The organism is Roseomonas sp. GC11 (genome assembly GCF_024437745.1).
Taxonomy (GTDB): Bacteria; Pseudomonadota; Alphaproteobacteria; order Acetobacterales; family Acetobacteraceae; genus Pseudoroseomonas.
The window spans coordinates 86,297-103,244 of record NZ_JANFNY010000003.1 but is presented as its reverse complement, the minus strand read 5'-3'; the positions used below and the strand labels follow the sequence as shown (position 1 = coordinate 103,244).

Below are 16,948 nucleotides of genomic sequence, written 5' to 3'. Positions count from 1 at the left end.
CAAAAAAGAACCCTTCTCTTTAATTTTTCCAGTTCCGCCGCAGTTCCGCCGCGATGAAGCCCGTCGCGGCCTCGCCCACCATTTCGCCGTGGGTGGCGGGGATCTCCACCACCTCGACCCTGGCGGCGTGCGGTGCCCAGAGGGCGGGGGTCAGCCCCGTGCCGGCATGGTCGCGCGCCGCGCGCAGATGCAGCAGCGTGCCATCGAAGCGCCGGTGCTGGTGGCCGCGCACCAGGCGGTTGTTGCCGGCCATGACGCGCATGGCGCCATCCAGCACCGCCTCCGGCAGCCGCCCCAGCGGCGTGCCGCCCTGGCGCAGGAAGGCCAGCACGGCGGCGCGCTCCATCGGCAGGCTGGCGAATTCCGCCGGCTCATGCCCGGCGATGGCGAGCAGCGCGCGGAACAGCGCGGCCTCGTCCGGCTCCGCCTCGGCGCGCCAGATCTCGGCCGGATAGGCATCGAGCAGCGCCAGCAGCGCCACCTCCCGCCCCTGCGCGCGCAGATGCACCGCCATGGCCTGGGCGATGATGCCGCCCACCGACCAGCCGGCCAGATAGACCGGGCCTTCCGGCGCGGCTTCGGCCAGCCGCGCGGCATAGTCGGCCGCCAGGGCGTCGAGGCTGGCGGGCGGCGGTGTCTCGCGGTCCAGCGCCGGGGCCTGGAGGCCGAGCACGGGAATATCCGGCCCCAGCGCGCGGGCCAGCCGCCCATAGCACCAGGACAGCCCGCCCGCCGGATGCACGACGAAGAGCGGTGCCCGCCCCGGCGCGCCCTGGCCAAGGCGGATCAGCGGGCGCAGCCCGTCATCCGGCGGCGGCAGGGCGGCGGCGTCCAGCAGCCGCGCCAGCCGCTCCACCGTCGGGTGCTCGAACAGCGCGCCCAGGCCGGGATCGCGGCCGAACTCCTCCTGCACGCGCAGCATCAGATCGACGGCGAGCAGGGAATTGCCGCCGGCCGCGAAGAAATCCTCCTCCGCACGGATCTCCGCGCGGTCGAGCGCGGCGGCGAAAAGGGCGGCGAGGCGCGTTTCCGTGGGTGTCGCGGGCGCACGCCCGGCCTCGCGCGGCAGGTCGGGGGCGGGGAGCGCGGCGCGGTCCAGCTTGCCGCTGCTGTTCACCGGCAGGGCGGGCAGCGGCACCAGGGCGGCGGGCACCATGTAGTCCGGCAGCCGCGCCGCCAGATGCGCGCGCAGCGCCGCCGCGTCATAGCCCGCGCCGGGCACGAGATAGGCGACGAGGCGCTTATCCCCCGGCCGGTCCTCCCGCGCGATGACGCGGGCCTGTTCCACCAGGGGCGAGGTGGTCAGCGCCGCCTCGATCTCGCCGAGTTCGATGCGGAAGCCGCGCAGCTTCACCTGCCCGTCCAGCCGGCCGAGATAGAGGATGGCGCCATCCTCGCGGAAGCGCGCGAGATCGCCGGTGCGGTACATGCGCTGGCCGGGGTGGAAGGGGTCGGGGATGAAGGCGCGTTCCGTCAGGTCCGGGCGGCCGAGATAGCCACGCGCCAGCTGTACCCCGGCGATGAAGAGATGGCCGGTGACGCCGGGCGGCACCGGGCGCAGTGCCTCGTCCAGCACATACATCCGTGTGTTCCACACGGGAAAACCGATTGGCAGCGGGTTGCTGGCATCACCGCGCGAGGCATCCCACCAGGTGACATCCACCGCGGCCTCGGTGGGGCCGTAGAGATTGTGCAACTCGGCCGAGAGGGTGGCGTGGAAGCGGTCGCGCAGATCGGCCGTCAGCGCCTCGCCCGAGCAGAAGACGCGCGCCATGGACAGGCCGCGCGCCGCCGGATGCGCCAGGAAGGCGGCGAGCATGGAGGGCACGAAATGCGCCGTGGTCACGCCTTCGGCGCGGATGAGGCGGGCGATGGCCTCCGGGTCGCGCTGCGCCCCTGGCGGCGCGAGCACCAGCGTGGCGCCGGTGATCAGCGGCAGGAAGAATTCCCAGACGGAGACATCGAAGGTGGCGGCGGTCTTCTGCAGGATGCGGTCCCGCGCGGTGAAGCCGTAATGCTGCCGCATCCACTCCAGCCGGTTGACGATGGCGCGGTGCTCGATGACGGCGCCCTTCGGCTCCCCGGTGGAACCGGAGGTGAAGATGGCATAGGCGGCATGCTCCGGGGCCGGATGGTCCGGCGCTGTGCCGTCCTGCGGCCATGCGGATGGCGCCAGGGTGTCCACCCCTGGGAGGGGCGTGGCGGCCAGGGCCAGGCGCGGCTTCGCCGAGGCGAGGATGCGCGCCAGCCGCTCCGGCGGATGGGCGGGGTCGAGCGGCAGATAGGCCGCGCCCGCGCGCAGCACGCCGAGCAGCGCCACCACCAGCTCCGGCGAGCGGTCCAGCGCCACGGCGACGAGGTCATCCGCCCCGGCGCCACGCGCGGCGAGGGCAGAGGCCAGGGCGGCGCTGCGCCGGTCCAGTTCGCGATAACTGAAGTGCCGGCCTTCGAAGATCAGCGCGGTGGCCGCGGGCGTTGCCGCCATCTGCCGCGCGATCAGCGCCACCAGCGTGGTATCCGGCACCGGATGCGCCGTGGCGTTGAGGCTGTGGATCAGGCGCTCCGCCTCATCCGGCAGGGCGCTGGGCACGGCGTCGAGCCGCCCGGCTTCGAGGGCGGCGGCGACGAAGCGCGCGGCGCGCGCGGCATGCGCCGCCGTCTCCGCCGCGCTGTAGAGATCGGGGTTGGCCTCGACATCGAGGCGCAGCCGCCCGGCGCCGGGATCGGTGCGCAGGTCGAAGGTGATGTCGTCCACCGGACCGGTGCCGAGGATCTCCAGCCGGGTCTCAAGGCCGGGGAAGGCGGGGATCTGGTGGAAGGGCTGGATGTTGATGATGGCGCCGTGCAGCCGCCGCCCGCCGCCGATGCGGCCGAGGTCGCGGCGCAGCTGCTCGCCCCGGTAGCGGCCATGCCGGCGCATCCGCGCCAGCTGGCCCAGCATCGCATCCAGGGCGGCGGGGAGGGGGGTGGCCTCGTCCAGGCGGAGGCGCAGCGGCAGGACATTGGTCAGCGTCGCCGGCACGCGCGCCGCCGCGCTGCCGAAGCGGTTCATGAAGGTGACGCCGAGCAGCGCCTCCTCCTCCCCCGTCAGGCGGCGGATATAGGCGCCGAGCAGCAGGGCCAGCACATCGGGCCATGCGGTGTCCGCCTGCGCGGCGAGGCGGTGCAGCGCCGGCCCCGCCCCGGCATCGAGCAGGGCATGGGCGCGGTGCGCGGCGCGCGCCGTGCGGGTCGCGCTGCCGGCGGAAAGGCCCACCACATCCGGCGCGCCCGCCATCGCCTTCTGCCAGTAGGCGGCATCACTGGCGCGGCGCGGCGCGGCGCGATAGGCGGCATCCTCGCTGGCCACGGTGGAGAAGGGGGCGAGGGCCGGGCCTGGGTCGCCGCCGGTGACGCGCGCGGCATAGAGCGCGGCGGCGCGGCGCATCAGCAGATCCGTGCCGAAGCCATCCACGGCGAGGTGATGCGCGCGGTGATACCAGAGGTGATGCTGCGGCCCGAGGCGATAGAGCCGCTCCGCCGCCAGCCCGCCGCGCGCCGGGTCGATGGGCGTGGCCATGTCGCGCGCCATCGCGGCGCGGGCGGCGGCCATGGGGTCGGCCTCGGCGGAGAGATCGATGATGCGCAGCCAGGGGCGCAGCGCGGGGTCGATGCGCTGCGTGATGCCGCGTGGCGTTTCCTCGAGGCGCAGCGCCAGCGCATCGGCCTCGGCCACCATGCCGTCCACCGCCGCGCGGAAGGCATCCTCGTCGAGGGGGCCGCGCAGTTCGAGCCGATGCGCGGTGTTAAAGATGGGGTTGCCGGGGTCGAGGCGCTGGGCGAACCACAGCCCCTCCTGCGCCTCGGTCAGCGGGAAAGCCAGGGGAAGAGCCTGCGCGGCCACGCGGTCGCCGTCAGCCATGGGCGCGCTTCGCCAGGGCCTTCTCCGCCACGCCCCACCAGGCGGAGAGGGTGAGGTTCTCGGCCAGCTCGGCGAAGTCGAGTTCCAGCCCGCCCTCGCTCCAGCTCAGCATCAGGTTCATCGCCCGCAGGGAGTCGAGGCCGAGATCGGCGAGGTTGTCGTCATCGCCGATTTCCTCGGCCTCCATCCGCAGCAGGCGGGCCAGCGCGGCCCGCATCTCCTCGCGCGTGGCGGGACAGGTCTTGGTGGTGGGGGACATGGCGCGCCTTCTCTTCCTTATTCCGCCGTTTCGCCGGCCAGCAGCCGGGCGCGCAGGCGGGCGCGCAGCTCGCGGCGGCTGATCTTGCCCGCCGCCGTGGTCTCGAAGGCCTCGACCAGCACGATCTGGTCGGGCACCTTGAAATCGGCGATGCCGCGCCCGCGCATCCAGCCCTTCAGCGCCGCCGCGCGCGGCCGCTCCCCGCGCGGGATGATGAAGGCACAGCTGCGCTCGCCCAGGAACTCGTCCGGCACGGAGACGACGGCGGCATCGAAGACATGCGGGTGGGCGAGAAGATGATCCTCGATCTCCTCGGCCGAGATCTTCTCGCCGGCGCGGTTGATGTGGTCCCCCGCGCGGCCCTGCACGACGAGGTTGCCCCCCGGCGTGCGGCGCACCACGTCGCCGGTGCGGTAGAAGCCATCGGCGGTGAAGGCGCGCGCATTCGCCGCGTCGTCATTGTGATAGCCGCGGATGGTGTAGGGGCCGCGCGTCAGCAGATAGCCCGGCTCGCCCTCCGGCACCGGCTCGCCGGCATCATCGACGATCAGCACCTCGTCATCCGGGCTGATCGGGCGGCCCTGGGTATCAAGGATGACCGCATCCGGGTCGTCGAGGCGCGTGTAGTTCACCAGCCCCTCGGCCATGCCGAAGACCTGCTGCAACTGGCAGCCGAGCGCGGGGCGGATGCGGCGCGCCGCCTCCGGCGTCAGCTTCGCGCCGCCGACGAGGAGCACGTCCAGGCTGGTGAGGTCATGCGGCGTGCGCTCCGCCGCCTGCGCCCAGAGCAGGGCGAGCGGCGGCACCAGCCCGGTGATGGTCACGCCCTCCCGCGCGATCAGCGGGAAGGCCGCTTCCGGGTTCGGCGTGGGCGAGAGCACCACCCGCGCCCCGGCATAGAGCGCGCCCATATGGCCGGGCGAGCTCATCGGGAAATTATGCGCCGCCGGCAGGGCGACGAGGAACACGCTCTCCGGCCCGACGCCGCAGATCGCGTTGCTGGCGCGGAAGCTGTAGATGTAGTCGTCATGCGTGCGCGGGATCAGCTTGGACAGGCCCGTGGTGCCGCCGGAAATCTGCAGGAAGGCGACGCTGGCCGGGTCGGGCTCCGGCGGCAGGCTGGCGGGGTCGCCGCCCAGGCTGGCGAAGGGGGTGAATTCCTCCGCCTCGCCCACCAGGATGACATGGCGCAGGCCCGGCGAGGCGGCGCGCAGGTCCCGCGCGAGCGGGCGGTAGTCGAAGCCATCCGTGCCGCGCGCGGCGGCGATATAGCCGGCGGCCTCCGCCTTGGCGACGAAATGCGCGATCTCGGTCAGCCGGTGCGCCGGCAGGGCATAGACCGGCACCATCCCCGCCAGGAACAGGCCGAACACGGCGGAGAAAAATTCCGGGATATTGCCCAGCTGCACCACCACCCTGTCGCCGGGACGCAGGCCGAGGGCGAGGTAGCCGGCGCCAGCGGCCTCGGCGCGGGCCAGCAGCTCGGCATAGCTCCAGCGCTGATCGCCGCCGATGATCGCCGTGGCCTCCGGCCGCCCGGCCGCGCGCTGGCGCAGGAAGCCGGGGAAGGTCTCGCCGCGCCAGTAGCCGGCGGCGCGGTAGCGGGCCGCGAAATCGGCGGGCCAGGTCTGCTGGAGGGGTGTCACGTCAGGCGTCCGTCCTGGGGTGCCGGGAAGAGGCGGGCCGCTTCGCTCCCGGAGAAGATAATAATGATTATCAGTAGCGGTCTGTGGCGGGCTGGACAAGGGGAGCACCCTATGCCCGCCCAGCCGGAACCAGAACCCGGACCAGGGCCCGAACCAGGGATGGGGCCAGTGCGGACAAAGCCACGGCCAGCAGCATCGCGCCGATCAGCAGATAGGGCAGGGCCAGGAAGCCCGGGCCCGGCATGGACAGCAGTCCGCCCGCCAGCGGCCCCACCACCATGCCGAGGCCCTGCGCCGTGCCCACCGCCCCCGCCGCGGCCCCCTGCTCCTGCGGCCCCACCGCATTGGCCGCCATCGCCGGGAAGGCGGGGAAGACCCAGCCCATCCCCGCCGCCGCCACGCCATAGCTCGCCGCCAGCATCCAGCCCTGTTCCGCCAGGGTGACCGAGGCGAAGCCCAGCCCCGCCACCAGCGCGCCACAGCCGATCATCCGCTCCGGCGGCCAGCGCAGCCGCGTGGCCACGGCCTGGGACAGCACCAGCGCCACCCCCACCGCCATCAGCGCCGTGCCGGCCGCCGCCGCCGCCGCATCCGGCGCCAGCCCCAGCCGGTCCAGCGCGTAGAACCCCACGCTGACCTGCGCGATGGCCACGCTGAACATGGCGGTGAAGCCTGTCACCAGCGGCCGGCGCAGCCGCGCATCGGTCAGCGGCAGGGCCTTGCGCGGCGGATGGGCGCGCGGCGGCTGCGCCGGCACCTGCCACCACAGCACCAGCAGCGCCAGCGGCGGCAGCGCGGCGGTGAAGAGCAGGGGCGCGCTCAACCCCTGCTGCGCCAGCAGGGCGGCCAGCGCCGGCCCGGCCACCAGCCCGGCCCCGCTGCCCGTGCCGAGCATCGCCATGGCGGCCGCGCGGCGCTCGGGCGGCACGCGGTCGGCCACCAGCGCGCCGCTGGCCGCCGGAATGGCCGCGTAGCTGCCACCGACCAGCGCCCGCCCCGCCACCAGCCCGGCGAAGACCAGCAGCGCCGGCCACTGCCAGCGCAGCGCCGCGTCGATGAACAGGCACAGCGCCCAATAGGACAGGGTGAAGCCCAGCGCGCCGGCCAGCAGCACCCGGCGGCGGCCATGCCGGTCGCTGGCCAGGCCCCAGGGGCGCGCCCCCAGCATCCACATCACGCCCGAGGCCGTGACCGCCAGCCCCGCCTGCCACGGCGCCAGCCCCGCCACCCGGGCGATCGGCCCCACCAGCGCCACGAAGGCCATCATCGCCATGCTGCCGGCGAAGGTCGTCAGCATCAGCGCCAGCAGCACGGGGTCCCGCGCGCGGGAAGAAGAGAGGCTCGTCTCAGCCGGGGAGGAGGATGTCATGCTCGGTCCTTCTCGGGCCGCCTGCCCGGCGGCCGGAGCGGAGCTTATAGGTGCATCATGATGATGCGTCTAATTCGCAGGTGAGGCGGGGGACGAGAAACGGGTTGGCCGGCGGGAGGGCGGCGGGGACGTGGCGTGTTTTCTTCCCGTGTCAGGATCAGGGTGCGGGTGATGCGGGCAGGTCGGCCTCCAGCCGCGGCGTGGCCTGCTCGAAATCGCTGAGCCGCAGGTCGAGGCGAAGCTCCCAGCGGCCGGGGCGGGCGAACGCATCCCCCTCCAGGCGGAACAGGCCGGGCGCTTCGCGCCGCAGCGGGCGGCGCAGCCCGGCAATGCCGGCCTCCGGCAGGTCGCGCGGCGCTCCATCGGGGCCGCTCACCCGCAGCAGCAGGCTGTTATGGCCCGCCCGGCCCGGCACCAGCTCCAGCACCACGGCCAGCCCCGGCGCCTGGGTGGCGAGGCGCAGCGGCGCGGCGGGGGGCGCCGGGTGGTCGTGCTGGTGGTGCTCCGCCGGCGCGGCGGCACGCGGGGCCGGCGCATAGCTCGACGGCATGCGCCCGGCTCGCCAGCACCACCAGCAGCAGCGACCAGGATTTGGCACGGGGGCGCATCGTCAGCCCATGGCCTGGTCGATGAGGGAAAGCCTGTCACCTGGAAGAAAAGGGCGGGGCAGGAAGAGTTCTTTTTTGGAAAAAAGAACCAAAAAACTTTTTCAGTGGGTGGGGCGCCGCCGATGCGGGTTGCATCGGCAAGCCCGCCAACGAAGCAAGGGCGGAAAAGACCCGCGGAACCGACCCGCCCGATATTCTTAAACGGTATTTTCAAACGGTCTCTCAGAACTGCGCCGTGAGGGAAAGGTAGATCCGCCGCTCTGCCTCCAGCCCGATGCCCTGGCGCTGGTGGCCGGTGAGCAGGTTCGACCCCTCCAGGGCGAGAAGCAGGTCCGGCGTGATCGGATAGGCGGCACGCGCCGCCAGGGTGGCGGTGTTCTCCACCTGCATATATTCGTAATCGGCCTGGGCACCGCTGCGCAGGCTCCGCAGAGTGGCGCGATAGCCGGAAACCATGCTGGCATAGCGCAGGAAGCCATCGATCCGCACCGGCTCGAACGTCCAGCCGCTGCGCAGGGCCAGGATGTGGCGGGGCGAGGCCTGCCCGAAGCCGGCCATATTGGGGGCGGGCGGGTTGTCGGCCACGGCCATGCGGTATTCCAGCCCCCAGTCCTGGATCGCCGACAGCCGCCCATTGGCGGAAACTTCCACGCCATAGGCGGCGGCGCTGCCGACATTGCTCGGCACCAGGACATAGGTTCCGAGCGCGGGCTGCATCGTCACCTGTGAGGCTAAGGAAGCGTTCAGGTTGTTGTTCATCTGGTAGAACAGCGACAGCCCGGCACCGCCCTCAATGGCGGCGATGCTGCGCCGGTAGCCGAGTTCGTAATTGTCCACCGTGGTGGGGCGCAGGGTGGGATTGCCGAGGATGGCCGAGCCTGCGGCGGGCGAGGCGCGCGCCCCGAGATCGCTCAGGCCCGGCGCGCCAAAGCCGCGGGCGATGGTCACGCGGAAAGTGTCGTGCTCGCTGGCCTTCCAGAGCAGGGCGCTGTTCCACGAGCTCCCGCCATGCTGGCGGTCATAGGCGGCATCGCTGTAAGGCGTGGCGCCATAGGGAAAGAGCGGGGCGTCATGACCCCCGCCGCCCAGCCAGAAATGATCATGCCGGACGGCATTGGTCCAGGACAGGCCGGGGGTGAGGTCCCAGTTCCACATCACGCCCGCCGCGGCGATCTGGGCGCTGATGCGCCAGCCCGGATCGCTGTAGCCATGGGCCGGCGCGTGGATGGAGCCGCCGGCGCTGAGCTGGTTGTAGCGGTATTCCACGAAGGGCCGCAGCGTGTGGGCGGGGCCGGGCTTCATCGTGTGGCTGAGCTGCGCGACCGTCACGCCCTGGTGCAGGCCGGAGGTGTTGACCAGCGAGCTGCCGAGGCCGTTGTGGTAGAGCGCGGCCTCGGTGATGCCGGAGGCGGTGGTGGCCGAAAGCCGGGCGCGCAGGCTCCAGCTGCGCATGTCCCAGGGCAGGAAGAAGCCGGAGAGGTGGTAGTCGCTGGTGATGGACCGGCTGTAGCTGGCATCGAGGCCGAAGCGCACCGTGTCGGACAGCGCGACCGAGGCGGTGCCGGCGATCTGGTAGCGGGAGGGCTCCTCCTCCGCCGCGTAGAAGCGCGCCAGCTGCGTCTCGCCGCGCGACCAGCGGTCTTCCTTGCGGATCCCGGCGGAGAGGCGGATGCCGCCCCCCTGCGCCAGCCGGGCGCTGGTGGCCCCCGAGACCTCCCGGCCATGGCCGCTGCCCAGGCGCAGCGTGGCCTCGTTCACCGGATGATAGGCCGGGTCGTAGGTGAGGATGTTGATCACCCCGGCCACGGCGTTGAAGCCATAGAGCGCGCTGTTCGGGCCCTTGATGATCTCGATCTGCCGGATCTCGGCGAGCTGGACGGGGATGAGGTGCCAGACGGTGCGGCCGTAATCGTCGAGATAGACCTGCCGCCCGTCGAGCAGCACCAGCAGGCGCGGGGAATTCGGGATGGCATAGCCGCGCACGCCCACGGCGGCGTCATGCGTGTCGTACTGGTTCACGTCGAGCGAGGTATAGCGCGCCAGCACGCCGGGCAGGTCGCGCGCGCCGGAGCGGCGGATCTGCTCGGCGGTGATGATGTCCATGGCGAGCGGCACATCGGAGAGGCGCTGCGGCCGCCCGGTGGCGCTCATGGTCACCGGCTCGCCGAAGAGGTCTTCCAGCGCGGCGCGGTCGAGGCCCTGCGCCGCCGCGAGGCCGGGCAGCAGCAGGGGGAGGGCGATGGCCGGGGCACGGATCCAGGCGGGGCCACGCATGGTCAGCGTTCCTGGATCATCATGCGGAAGGCGGCGGCGAAGGTGACGCCGCTGGCCTGGGCGGCGGCGCGGTTCACCACGATCTCGACGCGCGGCTCGCTGCGGATGGCCATGGCCACCAGCCCCTGCTCGATCGGGGCGCGGTCGGTGGCGACGGTGAGGATGGCGCGGCCGGCGACGGCGGCGGCGACCATGGGGGCCTGCGGCAGGGCGCTGCGGGCCAGCAGCAGCGCCGCGGCCCTGCTGTCCCGCACCCGGTCGAGCGGCACCAGGATCGGGCGCAGCTGCAGGTTGCCGGCGCGCAGCCCCTCGCCGAACAGCGTGGCGATGCGCCGGGCCTCGGCCTCGCCCTGGCTGTCGCCGGCGGCGTAGACAATGCCGATCTCGGCCAGGCCGCGCGGCGCGGGCTCCAGGAAGCCCAGGCTGCGGGCGAGCACCTGGAGGTCCCGGAGCGAGGGCTCGGCGGCGCGGGCGGCGCGGTGTGGCAGGGCCTGGAGGGCCAGCGCCAGCAGCAGCAGCAGGGGCCGCCATGGAAGGGCCCCCCGGCGCGTCCTGGGCCCGGACGCATGCCATGGCCTGCGGAGGGAAAGCGGGGGGGACAGCACAGCGCGGACTCCATTTTGGAGCGGTTCGGCCAGGCTTGCCGCGGCCACGCGGACCCTAGGGGGGAAGGTTGAAGAAAACGCGAAGGCCCCGCCGCTTTGCCGGGGCTGCGTTCAGGAAGTTTTCAGCTTTGCCGGGTGAGGCTATGGCCATGGCATTCCGTCCGCTTGTCCCGCAGGCCCTGCTGGCTTGGCTGCGCCTGCGCGGCGGGTGGCCCTGGCATGGCGGCTGGCCGGCGGCCGCGCCGGCCTCGCCCGTGGGCTCCGCCCCCAGCGCTTCCGGGCCAGGGGGATTTGTCCCGGCGGGATTTGTCCCGGCGGGGCGCGCGCGGGCCTCGCGGCAGAAGCCCGGCATCCTGGTGGCGCGCATTGTCACGGGCATGGCCGGGGGCGCCGCGCTGCTGGTCGCCCTGGCCATTCCGCTGACCTATCTCCAGGCCGCGCGCTCCCGCCTGCTCGGCGCGGTGGAGGTGAGCGCCCGGCTGCACGCCGCCGAGGTCGCCGAGCTGGCCCGCGCCAACCCCGCCTTCTGGGAATTCGAGGGGCTGCGCGTCTCCGTCCCGCATGTGGACAGCGCCTCGCCCGAGCAGCGGCGCGTCTTCGGCCATGGCGGGCGGCTGGTCATCGAGGCGGTGCCCGAGGGCGGCCTGCCCTGGCCCGTGCTGAGCCACCGCGCGCCCATCCTGGTGCGGGGCCAGCCGCTGGGCGAGGCCGAGGCGGCGCGCTCCCTGCGCGGGGAGGTGCTGGCCGCGCTGTGGCTCAGCCTCGCCTCGCTGGGCTTTGGCGGGCTGCTCTTCGCCGTGCTGCGGATGCTGCCGCTGCGGCTGCTGAACCAGGCGCTGGAGCGCGCCAGCTACCTCGCCACCCACGACCTGCTCACCGGCCTGCCCAATCGCGGCCTCTTCGCCGACCGGCTGGAGCATGCGCTGGCCCAGTCCCGCCGGGAGGCCGGGGCGCTCGCCGTGCTGTGCCTCGATCTCGACCGCTTCAAGGAGGTGAACGACACGCTGGGCCATGCCGCCGGGGACCTGCTGCTGAAGGCCGTCACCGCCCGGCTGCAGGCGGTGCTGCGCGACAGCGACACCCTGGCCCGGCTCGGCGGCGATGAATTCGCCATCATCCAGGCCCGGGCGCGCCAGCCGGAGGCGGCGGAAGTCCTGGCGCGGCGCCTGATCGCGGCGCTGGAGGCGCCGGTGGATCTGGCCGGCCATCAGGCCATGGTCGGCCTCAGCATCGGCATCGCCGTGGCCGGCCCCGGCTTGGCAGATCCCGGCGGGGCAGATCCTAGCGGGGCCGATCCCGGCCAGATGATGCGCGATGCCGACCTCGCCCTCTACCAGGCCAAGGAGAATGGCCGCGGCGGCCATTGCTTCTTCGCCCCCGAGATGAACCGCAAGCTGCAGGAGCGCCGGGCGCTGGAGGGGGATCTGCGCGCCGCCCTGGCGCAGGGGGATTTCCGCCTCGCCTACCAGCCGGAGGTCAATCTCGCCTCGGGCCGGATCATCGGCGCCGAGGCGCTGCTGCGCTGGGAGCGGCCGGGCTTCGGCAACATGCCGCCCGGCCTGTTCATCCCGCTGGCGGAGGAAACCGGGCTGATCGGCCCGATCGGCGCCTGGGTGCTGCGCGAGGCCTGCCGGCAGGCGGCATCCTGGCCGGCGCATCTGACCATCGCGGTGAATGTCTCGCCGGTGCAGTTCCGCCAGGCGGGGTTTTGCGAGGCCGTGGCCGCCGCGCTGGCGGAGAGCGGGCTGCCGCCGCGGCGGCTGGAGCTCGAAATCACCGAGGGCGTGCTGCTGCACGACACGCGGGAGACGCTCGAGACCTTCCAGCGCCTGCGCGGCCTGGGCGTGCGGATCGCCATGGATGATTTCGGCACCGGCTATTCCAGCCTGGGCTACCTGCAGAAATTCGCCTTCGACAAGGTGAAGATCGACCGCTCCTTCGTGCAGCGCCTGGGCCATGACAGCAGCGCCGGCCCCATCGTCCAGGCCGTGGTCGGCATCAGCCGCGCGCTCGGCGCCTGCGCCATCGGCGAGGGGGTGGAGACGCCGCTGCAGGCGGAATTGCTGCGCCAGCAGGGGTGCGACGACATGCAGGGCTATATGTTCGGCCGCCCGATGGCGGCGGCGGCCTTCGAGGCCCTGCTGGCGGAGGGCCTCCCGCCGCCCCGGCCGGCCGCGGCCGTGCCGGAGCCGGGCCGGGAGGCCGGCTGAGGGCGCTGGCCCGCGCGGGAACCTCAGGCGGGCCGCTCAGGCTGCCCCCCCAGGCTGCCCCGCACCAGCCGCGCCTGCCCTGGCCTGTTCTGTTCTGGCATGGCCGGGCGCGCGCAGGCGGTAGAGCGCGCGCGCCCCGGCATCCAGCAGGAAGCCGAGCAGGCCGATCAGCAGGATGACGGCCATCAGCTCGGAATAGGCCAGCCGGTCCCGCGTATCGAGGACGAGATAGCCGAGCCCGCCCGAAACCCCGAGCATCTCCGCCGGCACCAGCACGATCCAGAGGATGCCGATGGCCAGCCGCGTCCCCGTCAGCACCGGCGCCAGCACGCCGGGCAGCACCACGCGCGCCAGCGTCTCCCAGCGCGTGGCGGCGAGGCTGCGGGCCAGCAGCAGCCAGCGCGGGTCCAGCCGCCGCACCCCCTCGGCCGTGTTGAGCAGGATCGGCCAGAGTGCTGCGAAGGCGAGGAGGAAATGGATCGGCGCATCGCCGACGCCGAAGACCATCACGGCCACCGGCATCCAGGAGAGCGGCGAGATCATCCGCAGGAACTGGAAGGCGGGGGAGGCCGCCGCCTCCACCGCCCGCACGCCGCCCAGCAGCAGGCCGAGCGGCACGCCGATGAGCAGCGCCAGCGCCAGCCCCACCAGCACGCGGCGCAGGCTCAGCGCCACATGGGTCAGCAGCTCGCCCTGCGCCGCCAGCTCCCACAGGCTGGCGAAGGCGGCGCCGGGGGCGAAGCGGCGGGCGAAGCCGCCCTCCGCCACGAAGGGCACCGTGCCCAGCCACCACAGCCCGAGCAGCAGCGCCAGCCCGGCGAGGCCGGGCAGGGCACGCCGCCACGCCGCGCCCGGCAGGCGCCACACCAGGCCCCGCCCCAGCCGCAGGGGGAGGCTGGCGCTCATGCCTCGATCACCTCCTCACGCGTGAAGCTCTCGGGAATGCCGAAGACGCCGGGGCCGCCGAGATCGGCGATGGCGCGGCGCACGAAGCGGTCATCCACCAGCTCGCGCGCCGCCCGCGCGGGGTCGAGCGTGTCGAGGAAGCCCTTATTGCCCTCGATCAGCGTGTCCTTCAGCCGGCGGACCAGCTCTTCCGTGTAGCTCGGATAGGGGAAGGGCTGGAAATCGATGCGCCGGTTGCTCCACTCGGCGTGGCGGATGGCGCCCGCGGCCTGGTAGGCGGCGCGCTCCGCCGCCTCCGGCGCCAGCACGCGCGCCAGCACGGCGGCGGGGTGGGGGGTGTAGCGGTTGGGATGCTCGCGCGAGAGCAGATGCGCCGTCTCCGCCCGGTTGGCGCGGATCCAGAGCTGCGCCTTGGCCACCGCGCTCACCACCTTCTGCGACCAGTCGGGCCGGCGCTCCAGGTCGGCCTCCTGCATCAGCACCACGCAGCAGGCATGGTCACGCCAGACATCGCCGGTGAAGCGCAGCACCTTGCCCACGCCCTGCGCCTCGGCCGCCGCGTTGAAGGGCTCGGCCACGATGTAGCCGGCGATGCGCTGCGCCGCGAGGGCGGGCACCATGTCGGCCGGCGCCATGACCACGAGGTTCACCTCGTCCGGCGCCGGGGTGCCGCTGCGCAGCGCCACGGGCTTCAGCCCGTGGCGCTTCAGCAGCGCGCCCAGCACGACATTGTGGATGGAATACCAGAAGGGCACGGCCACCGTGCGCCCGCCCAGCTCCGCCACGCTGTTGATGCCGGGCAGCACGGTGAGGCCGGAACCATCCAGGTGGTTCCACGCCACCACCTTCACCGGCGCCTGGCTGCCGAAGCGCGCCCAGACCGCCATCGGCGAGAGCAGGTGGACGACATCGACCTGCCCGGAGAGGAACGCCTCGATCACCTGCGCCCAGCTGCGCAGCAGGACGGGCTTCTCGGCGCGCAGCCCCTCCGCCTCGAACAGGCCGCGGCCATGCGCCACCAGCAGCGGCGTGGCATCGGTGATGGGCAGGTAGCCGATCCGCAGCGGGGCATCGGCCGCGCCCTGCGCGCGCGCGGCGCCGGCGCGCAGCAGCGGCAGGGCGCCGGCGGCGGTGAAGAGGCTGGCCAGACGCAGCGCGTCGCGGCGGGAGAAGATCTCGCTGTCCATGGTGCGGCTCCGGTCAGTGGGGGCGCAGGGTGGCGCGCAGGCTGCGCAGGATCTCGACGCGCAGCGCGCCCAGCTCGGCCAGGAAGGCGTCGCGCGGCTGCGGCAGGGCGGGGCGCCAGACGCCCGCCAGCCCCGCCGGGCTGCCGCCCAGCAGCAGCACGCGGTCGGCCAGCAGCAGCGCCTCGTCGATGTCGTGGGTGATGAGCAGGGTGGCCGGGCGGCGCTCGGCCACCACCTGGAGCAGCAGGCGCTGCATCTCGGCGCGCGTCACCTCATCCAGCGCGCCGAACGGCTCGTCCAGCAGCAGCACCTCCGGCTCGCGCGCCAGGCAGCGGGCGAGGCCGGCGCGGCTGGCCATGCCGCCCGAGAGCTGCGCCGGGTGCAGGTGCCGGGCATGGTGCAGCCCGACGGCGCGGATCGCCCCCTCCACCAGCGCCTGCCGCGCCGCGCCATCGCGCCGCGGCTGGTGGCGGAAATCCAGCCCGAAGCCCACATTCTTCTCGAGCGACAGCCAGGGCAGCAGCGCCGGGTCCTGGAAGGCGATGGTGACGCGCGGATGCGCGGCGGTGAGCGGCGCGCCCCGCACCGTGATCCGCCCGGCACTCGGCCGCTCCAGCCCGGCCAGGGCGCGCAGCAGGCTCGACTTGCCGACGCCGCTGGGGCCGAGCAGCGCCACGACCTCGCCGGGATGCAGGTCGAGATCCAGCCCCTCCAGCACCGGCCGCGCCGCGCCCGGATGGTGCAGCGCCAATTGCCGCGCCGACAGCACCGGCGCCTGCCACCTCTGATCCTGTCGCCCCGGATCTTGTCCCACGGGCGCCACGCCGGGGGCGGCGGTGCTCATGCCGCGCGCTCCGGCCGGGCGGCGGCGGCGAGGGCCGCCTTGAGCTGCACCAGGCTGGGGGTGATGACCGGCAGGAAGGCCGCCTCGCGCCAGCGCCGGGCGAATTCCACGCCCTGCGGCTGGAGATAGGCGCGCCCGCCGCTGGCCTGCAATTCCAGCCCCACCGCCTCGGCCGCGATCTCCGCCAGGGCGATGCGGATGCGGAAGAGCGGCGCGGCCTGGGCCTGGAAGCGCCCGGCCTCCAGCCCCTCATACAGCGCCTGGACCTCCGCGGCCAGGCGGGCCTCCAGCGCGGCGAGGGGCGCGCGCAGCACCGCCCGCGCCGGGCCGGACTGCGCCTGCGCCACCTCCAGCGCCCGCCGGGCCAGGCCGATGGACAGGCCGCATTGCAGGCCGAGGAAGGCCGGGCGCACCTGCGGCAGCCAGCGCGCCGCATCCTCGTGCAGCACATGCTCCGCCCCCACCGGCGCGGCGTCGAGGGTGATGGCGGCGGTGTTGGTGGCGCGCATCGCCATCAGCTCGAGATCGGCCGAGCGGTGCAGGCCGGGCGTGTCATGCGGCAGGGCGGCGACGAAGGCGCCCCGCCCATCGCCATGCCCGATGGCGGCGGCGACATGGAAGCCCTCGCGCCGCAGATTGGTCACCCAGGGCATCAGCCCGTCGAGGCGCCAGCCCGCCCCCTCCGGCCGCGCCGTGATCTGTAGCGCCTCCAGCCCGGAGAGGAATTTCATGGCGTTGGACAGGCCCGTGGCCCCGGCCACCGCGCCGCTGAGAAGCCCGGGCAACAGCCGCTCCCGCAGCGCCGCATTGGGGCTTTGCAGCAGGTATTCGATGAAGCTGCGCTGGCTCCAGGCGACGAAGCCGGCGGCGAGGGAACGCGCGGAGAGCCGGGCGATGGCCTCCACCGCCTCGGCCAGGGCGGCCTGGCCCGGGCGCGTGGCCCGCCCGCCCAGCGCCTGCGGCACGCCGGCGCCGAACACCCCGGCGGCACCCAGCCGGGGCAGCAGCAGGGCCGGCTCCGCCGCGCCGCTGTCGAGCGCCTGGGCCTGCCCGTCGAGCCATGTGGCCAGGGCGGCCTCCGCTTTGGCGTCCGCTGGGGCATCCGCTGGGGCATCCGGGGCGAGGAAGGTCATGGCGGC

At 73.6% G+C, this 16,948-nt stretch carries 12 protein-coding genes; 1 reads left to right on the top strand and 11 read right to left on the bottom strand.

Annotation, left to right across the window (positions count from 1 at the left end):
* Positions 1–19: 19 nt before the first annotated feature.
* From NON00_RS01905 to NON00_RS01875, 7 genes are all read right to left on the bottom strand, one after another.
* Complete coding sequence (locus NON00_RS01905; protein WP_256017099.1) at positions 20–3,901, bottom strand: amino acid adenylation domain-containing protein; 3,882 nt, start codon at positions 3,899–3,901, stop codon at positions 20–22.
* Positions 3,894–4,160, bottom strand: a complete 267-nt coding sequence (locus NON00_RS01900; RefSeq protein ID WP_256017097.1) for a phosphopantetheine-binding protein — start codon at positions 4,158–4,160, stop codon at positions 3,894–3,896. The genes NON00_RS01905 and NON00_RS01900 overlap by 8 nt, the downstream gene beginning before the upstream one ends.
* A 17-nt stretch (positions 4,161–4,177) precedes the next feature.
* Positions 4,178–5,806, bottom strand: coding sequence for an AMP-binding protein (locus tag NON00_RS01895; protein ID WP_256017095.1), 1,629 nt, complete (start codon positions 5,804–5,806; stop codon positions 4,178–4,180).
* 109 nt (positions 5,807–5,915) lie between these two features.
* Positions 5,916–7,175 carry an MFS transporter gene (locus NON00_RS01890; protein ID WP_256017093.1) on the bottom strand — a complete coding sequence of 420 codons (1,260 nt, stop codon included), beginning with the start codon at positions 7,173–7,175 and terminating at the stop codon, positions 5,916–5,918.
* 157 nt (positions 7,176–7,332) lie between these two features.
* On the bottom strand, positions 7,333–7,725 hold the full coding sequence (locus NON00_RS01885; RefSeq protein ID WP_256017090.1) for a hypothetical protein: 393 nt from the start codon (positions 7,723–7,725) through the stop codon (positions 7,333–7,335).
* A 280-nt stretch (positions 7,726–8,005) separates the two neighbouring features.
* On the bottom strand, positions 8,006–10,057 hold the full coding sequence (locus NON00_RS01880) for a TonB-dependent siderophore receptor (protein WP_256017088.1): 2,052 nt from the start codon (positions 10,055–10,057) through the stop codon (positions 8,006–8,008).
* 2 nt (positions 10,058–10,059) lie between these two features.
* Positions 10,060–10,662: a YfiR/HmsC family protein gene (locus tag NON00_RS01875; RefSeq protein WP_256017085.1), complete on the bottom strand. Its 603-nt coding sequence runs from the start codon at positions 10,660–10,662 to the stop codon at positions 10,060–10,062.
* Between the two features lie 149 nt (positions 10,663–10,811).
* Here NON00_RS01875 and NON00_RS01870 point away from each other — a divergent pair, with 149 nt between their 5' ends.
* Positions 10,812–12,872, top strand: coding sequence for a bifunctional diguanylate cyclase/phosphodiesterase (locus NON00_RS01870; RefSeq protein WP_256017082.1), 2,061 nt, complete (start codon positions 10,812–10,814; stop codon positions 12,870–12,872).
* Positions 12,873–12,908: 36 nt separating this feature from the next.
* On the opposite strand, the gene NON00_RS01865 is transcribed toward NON00_RS01870, so the two are convergent.
* Genes NON00_RS01865 through NON00_RS24695 form a run of 4 tightly spaced genes read right to left on the bottom strand, consistent with a single transcriptional unit; the run spans position 12,909 to position 16,942 of the window.
* Positions 12,909–13,778: an ABC transporter permease gene (locus NON00_RS01865; protein ID WP_256017079.1), complete on the bottom strand. Its 870-nt coding sequence runs from the start codon at positions 13,776–13,778 to the stop codon at positions 12,909–12,911.
* Complete coding sequence (locus tag NON00_RS01860; RefSeq protein WP_256017074.1) at positions 13,775–14,965, bottom strand: ABC transporter substrate-binding protein; 1,191 nt, start codon at positions 14,963–14,965, stop codon at positions 13,775–13,777. Before NON00_RS01860 ends, NON00_RS01865 begins: the two co-directional genes overlap by 4 nt.
* 13 nt (positions 14,966–14,978) lie before the next feature.
* Positions 14,979–15,809, bottom strand: a complete 831-nt coding sequence (locus NON00_RS01855) for an ABC transporter ATP-binding protein (RefSeq protein ID WP_256017071.1) — start codon at positions 15,807–15,809, stop codon at positions 14,979–14,981.
* A complete protein-coding gene (locus NON00_RS24695) occupies positions 15,806–16,942 on the bottom strand; it encodes an acyl-CoA dehydrogenase family protein (RefSeq protein WP_305123154.1) in 1,137 nt (378 codons plus the stop codon). The genes NON00_RS01855 and NON00_RS24695 overlap by 4 nt, the downstream gene beginning before the upstream one ends.
* Positions 16,943–16,948 lie beyond the last annotated feature (6 nt).

Coding starts and splice junctions, on each gene's coding strand:
- NON00_RS01905 (WP_256017099.1), bottom strand. CDS start 3,901: ATGGCTGACGGCGACCGCGTGGCCGCGCAGGCTCTTCCCCTGGCTTTC.
- NON00_RS01900 (WP_256017097.1), bottom strand. CDS start 4,160: ATGTCCCCCACCACCAAGACCTGTCCCGCCACGCGCGAGGAGATGCGG.
- NON00_RS01890 (WP_256017093.1), bottom strand. CDS start 7,175: ATGACATCCTCCTCCCCGGCTGAGACGAGCCTCTCTTCTTCCCGCGCG.
- NON00_RS01885 (WP_256017090.1), bottom strand. CDS start 7,725: ATGCCGTCGAGCTATGCGCCGGCCCCGCGTGCCGCCGCGCCGGCGGAG.
- NON00_RS01880 (WP_256017088.1), bottom strand. CDS start 10,057: ATGCGTGGCCCCGCCTGGATCCGTGCCCCGGCCATCGCCCTCCCCCTG.
- NON00_RS01870 (WP_256017082.1), top strand. CDS start 10,812: ATGGCATTCCGTCCGCTTGTCCCGCAGGCCCTGCTGGCTTGGCTGCGC.
- NON00_RS01865 (WP_256017079.1), bottom strand. CDS start 13,778: ATGAGCGCCAGCCTCCCCCTGCGGCTGGGGCGGGGCCTGGTGTGGCGC.
- NON00_RS01860 (WP_256017074.1), bottom strand. CDS start 14,965: ATGGACAGCGAGATCTTCTCCCGCCGCGACGCGCTGCGTCTGGCCAGC.
- NON00_RS01855 (WP_256017071.1), bottom strand. CDS start 15,809: ATGAGCACCGCCGCCCCCGGCGTGGCGCCCGTGGGACAAGATCCGGGG.
- NON00_RS24695 (WP_305123154.1), bottom strand. CDS start 16,942: ATGACCTTCCTCGCCCCGGATGCCCCAGCGGATGCCCCAGCGGACGCC.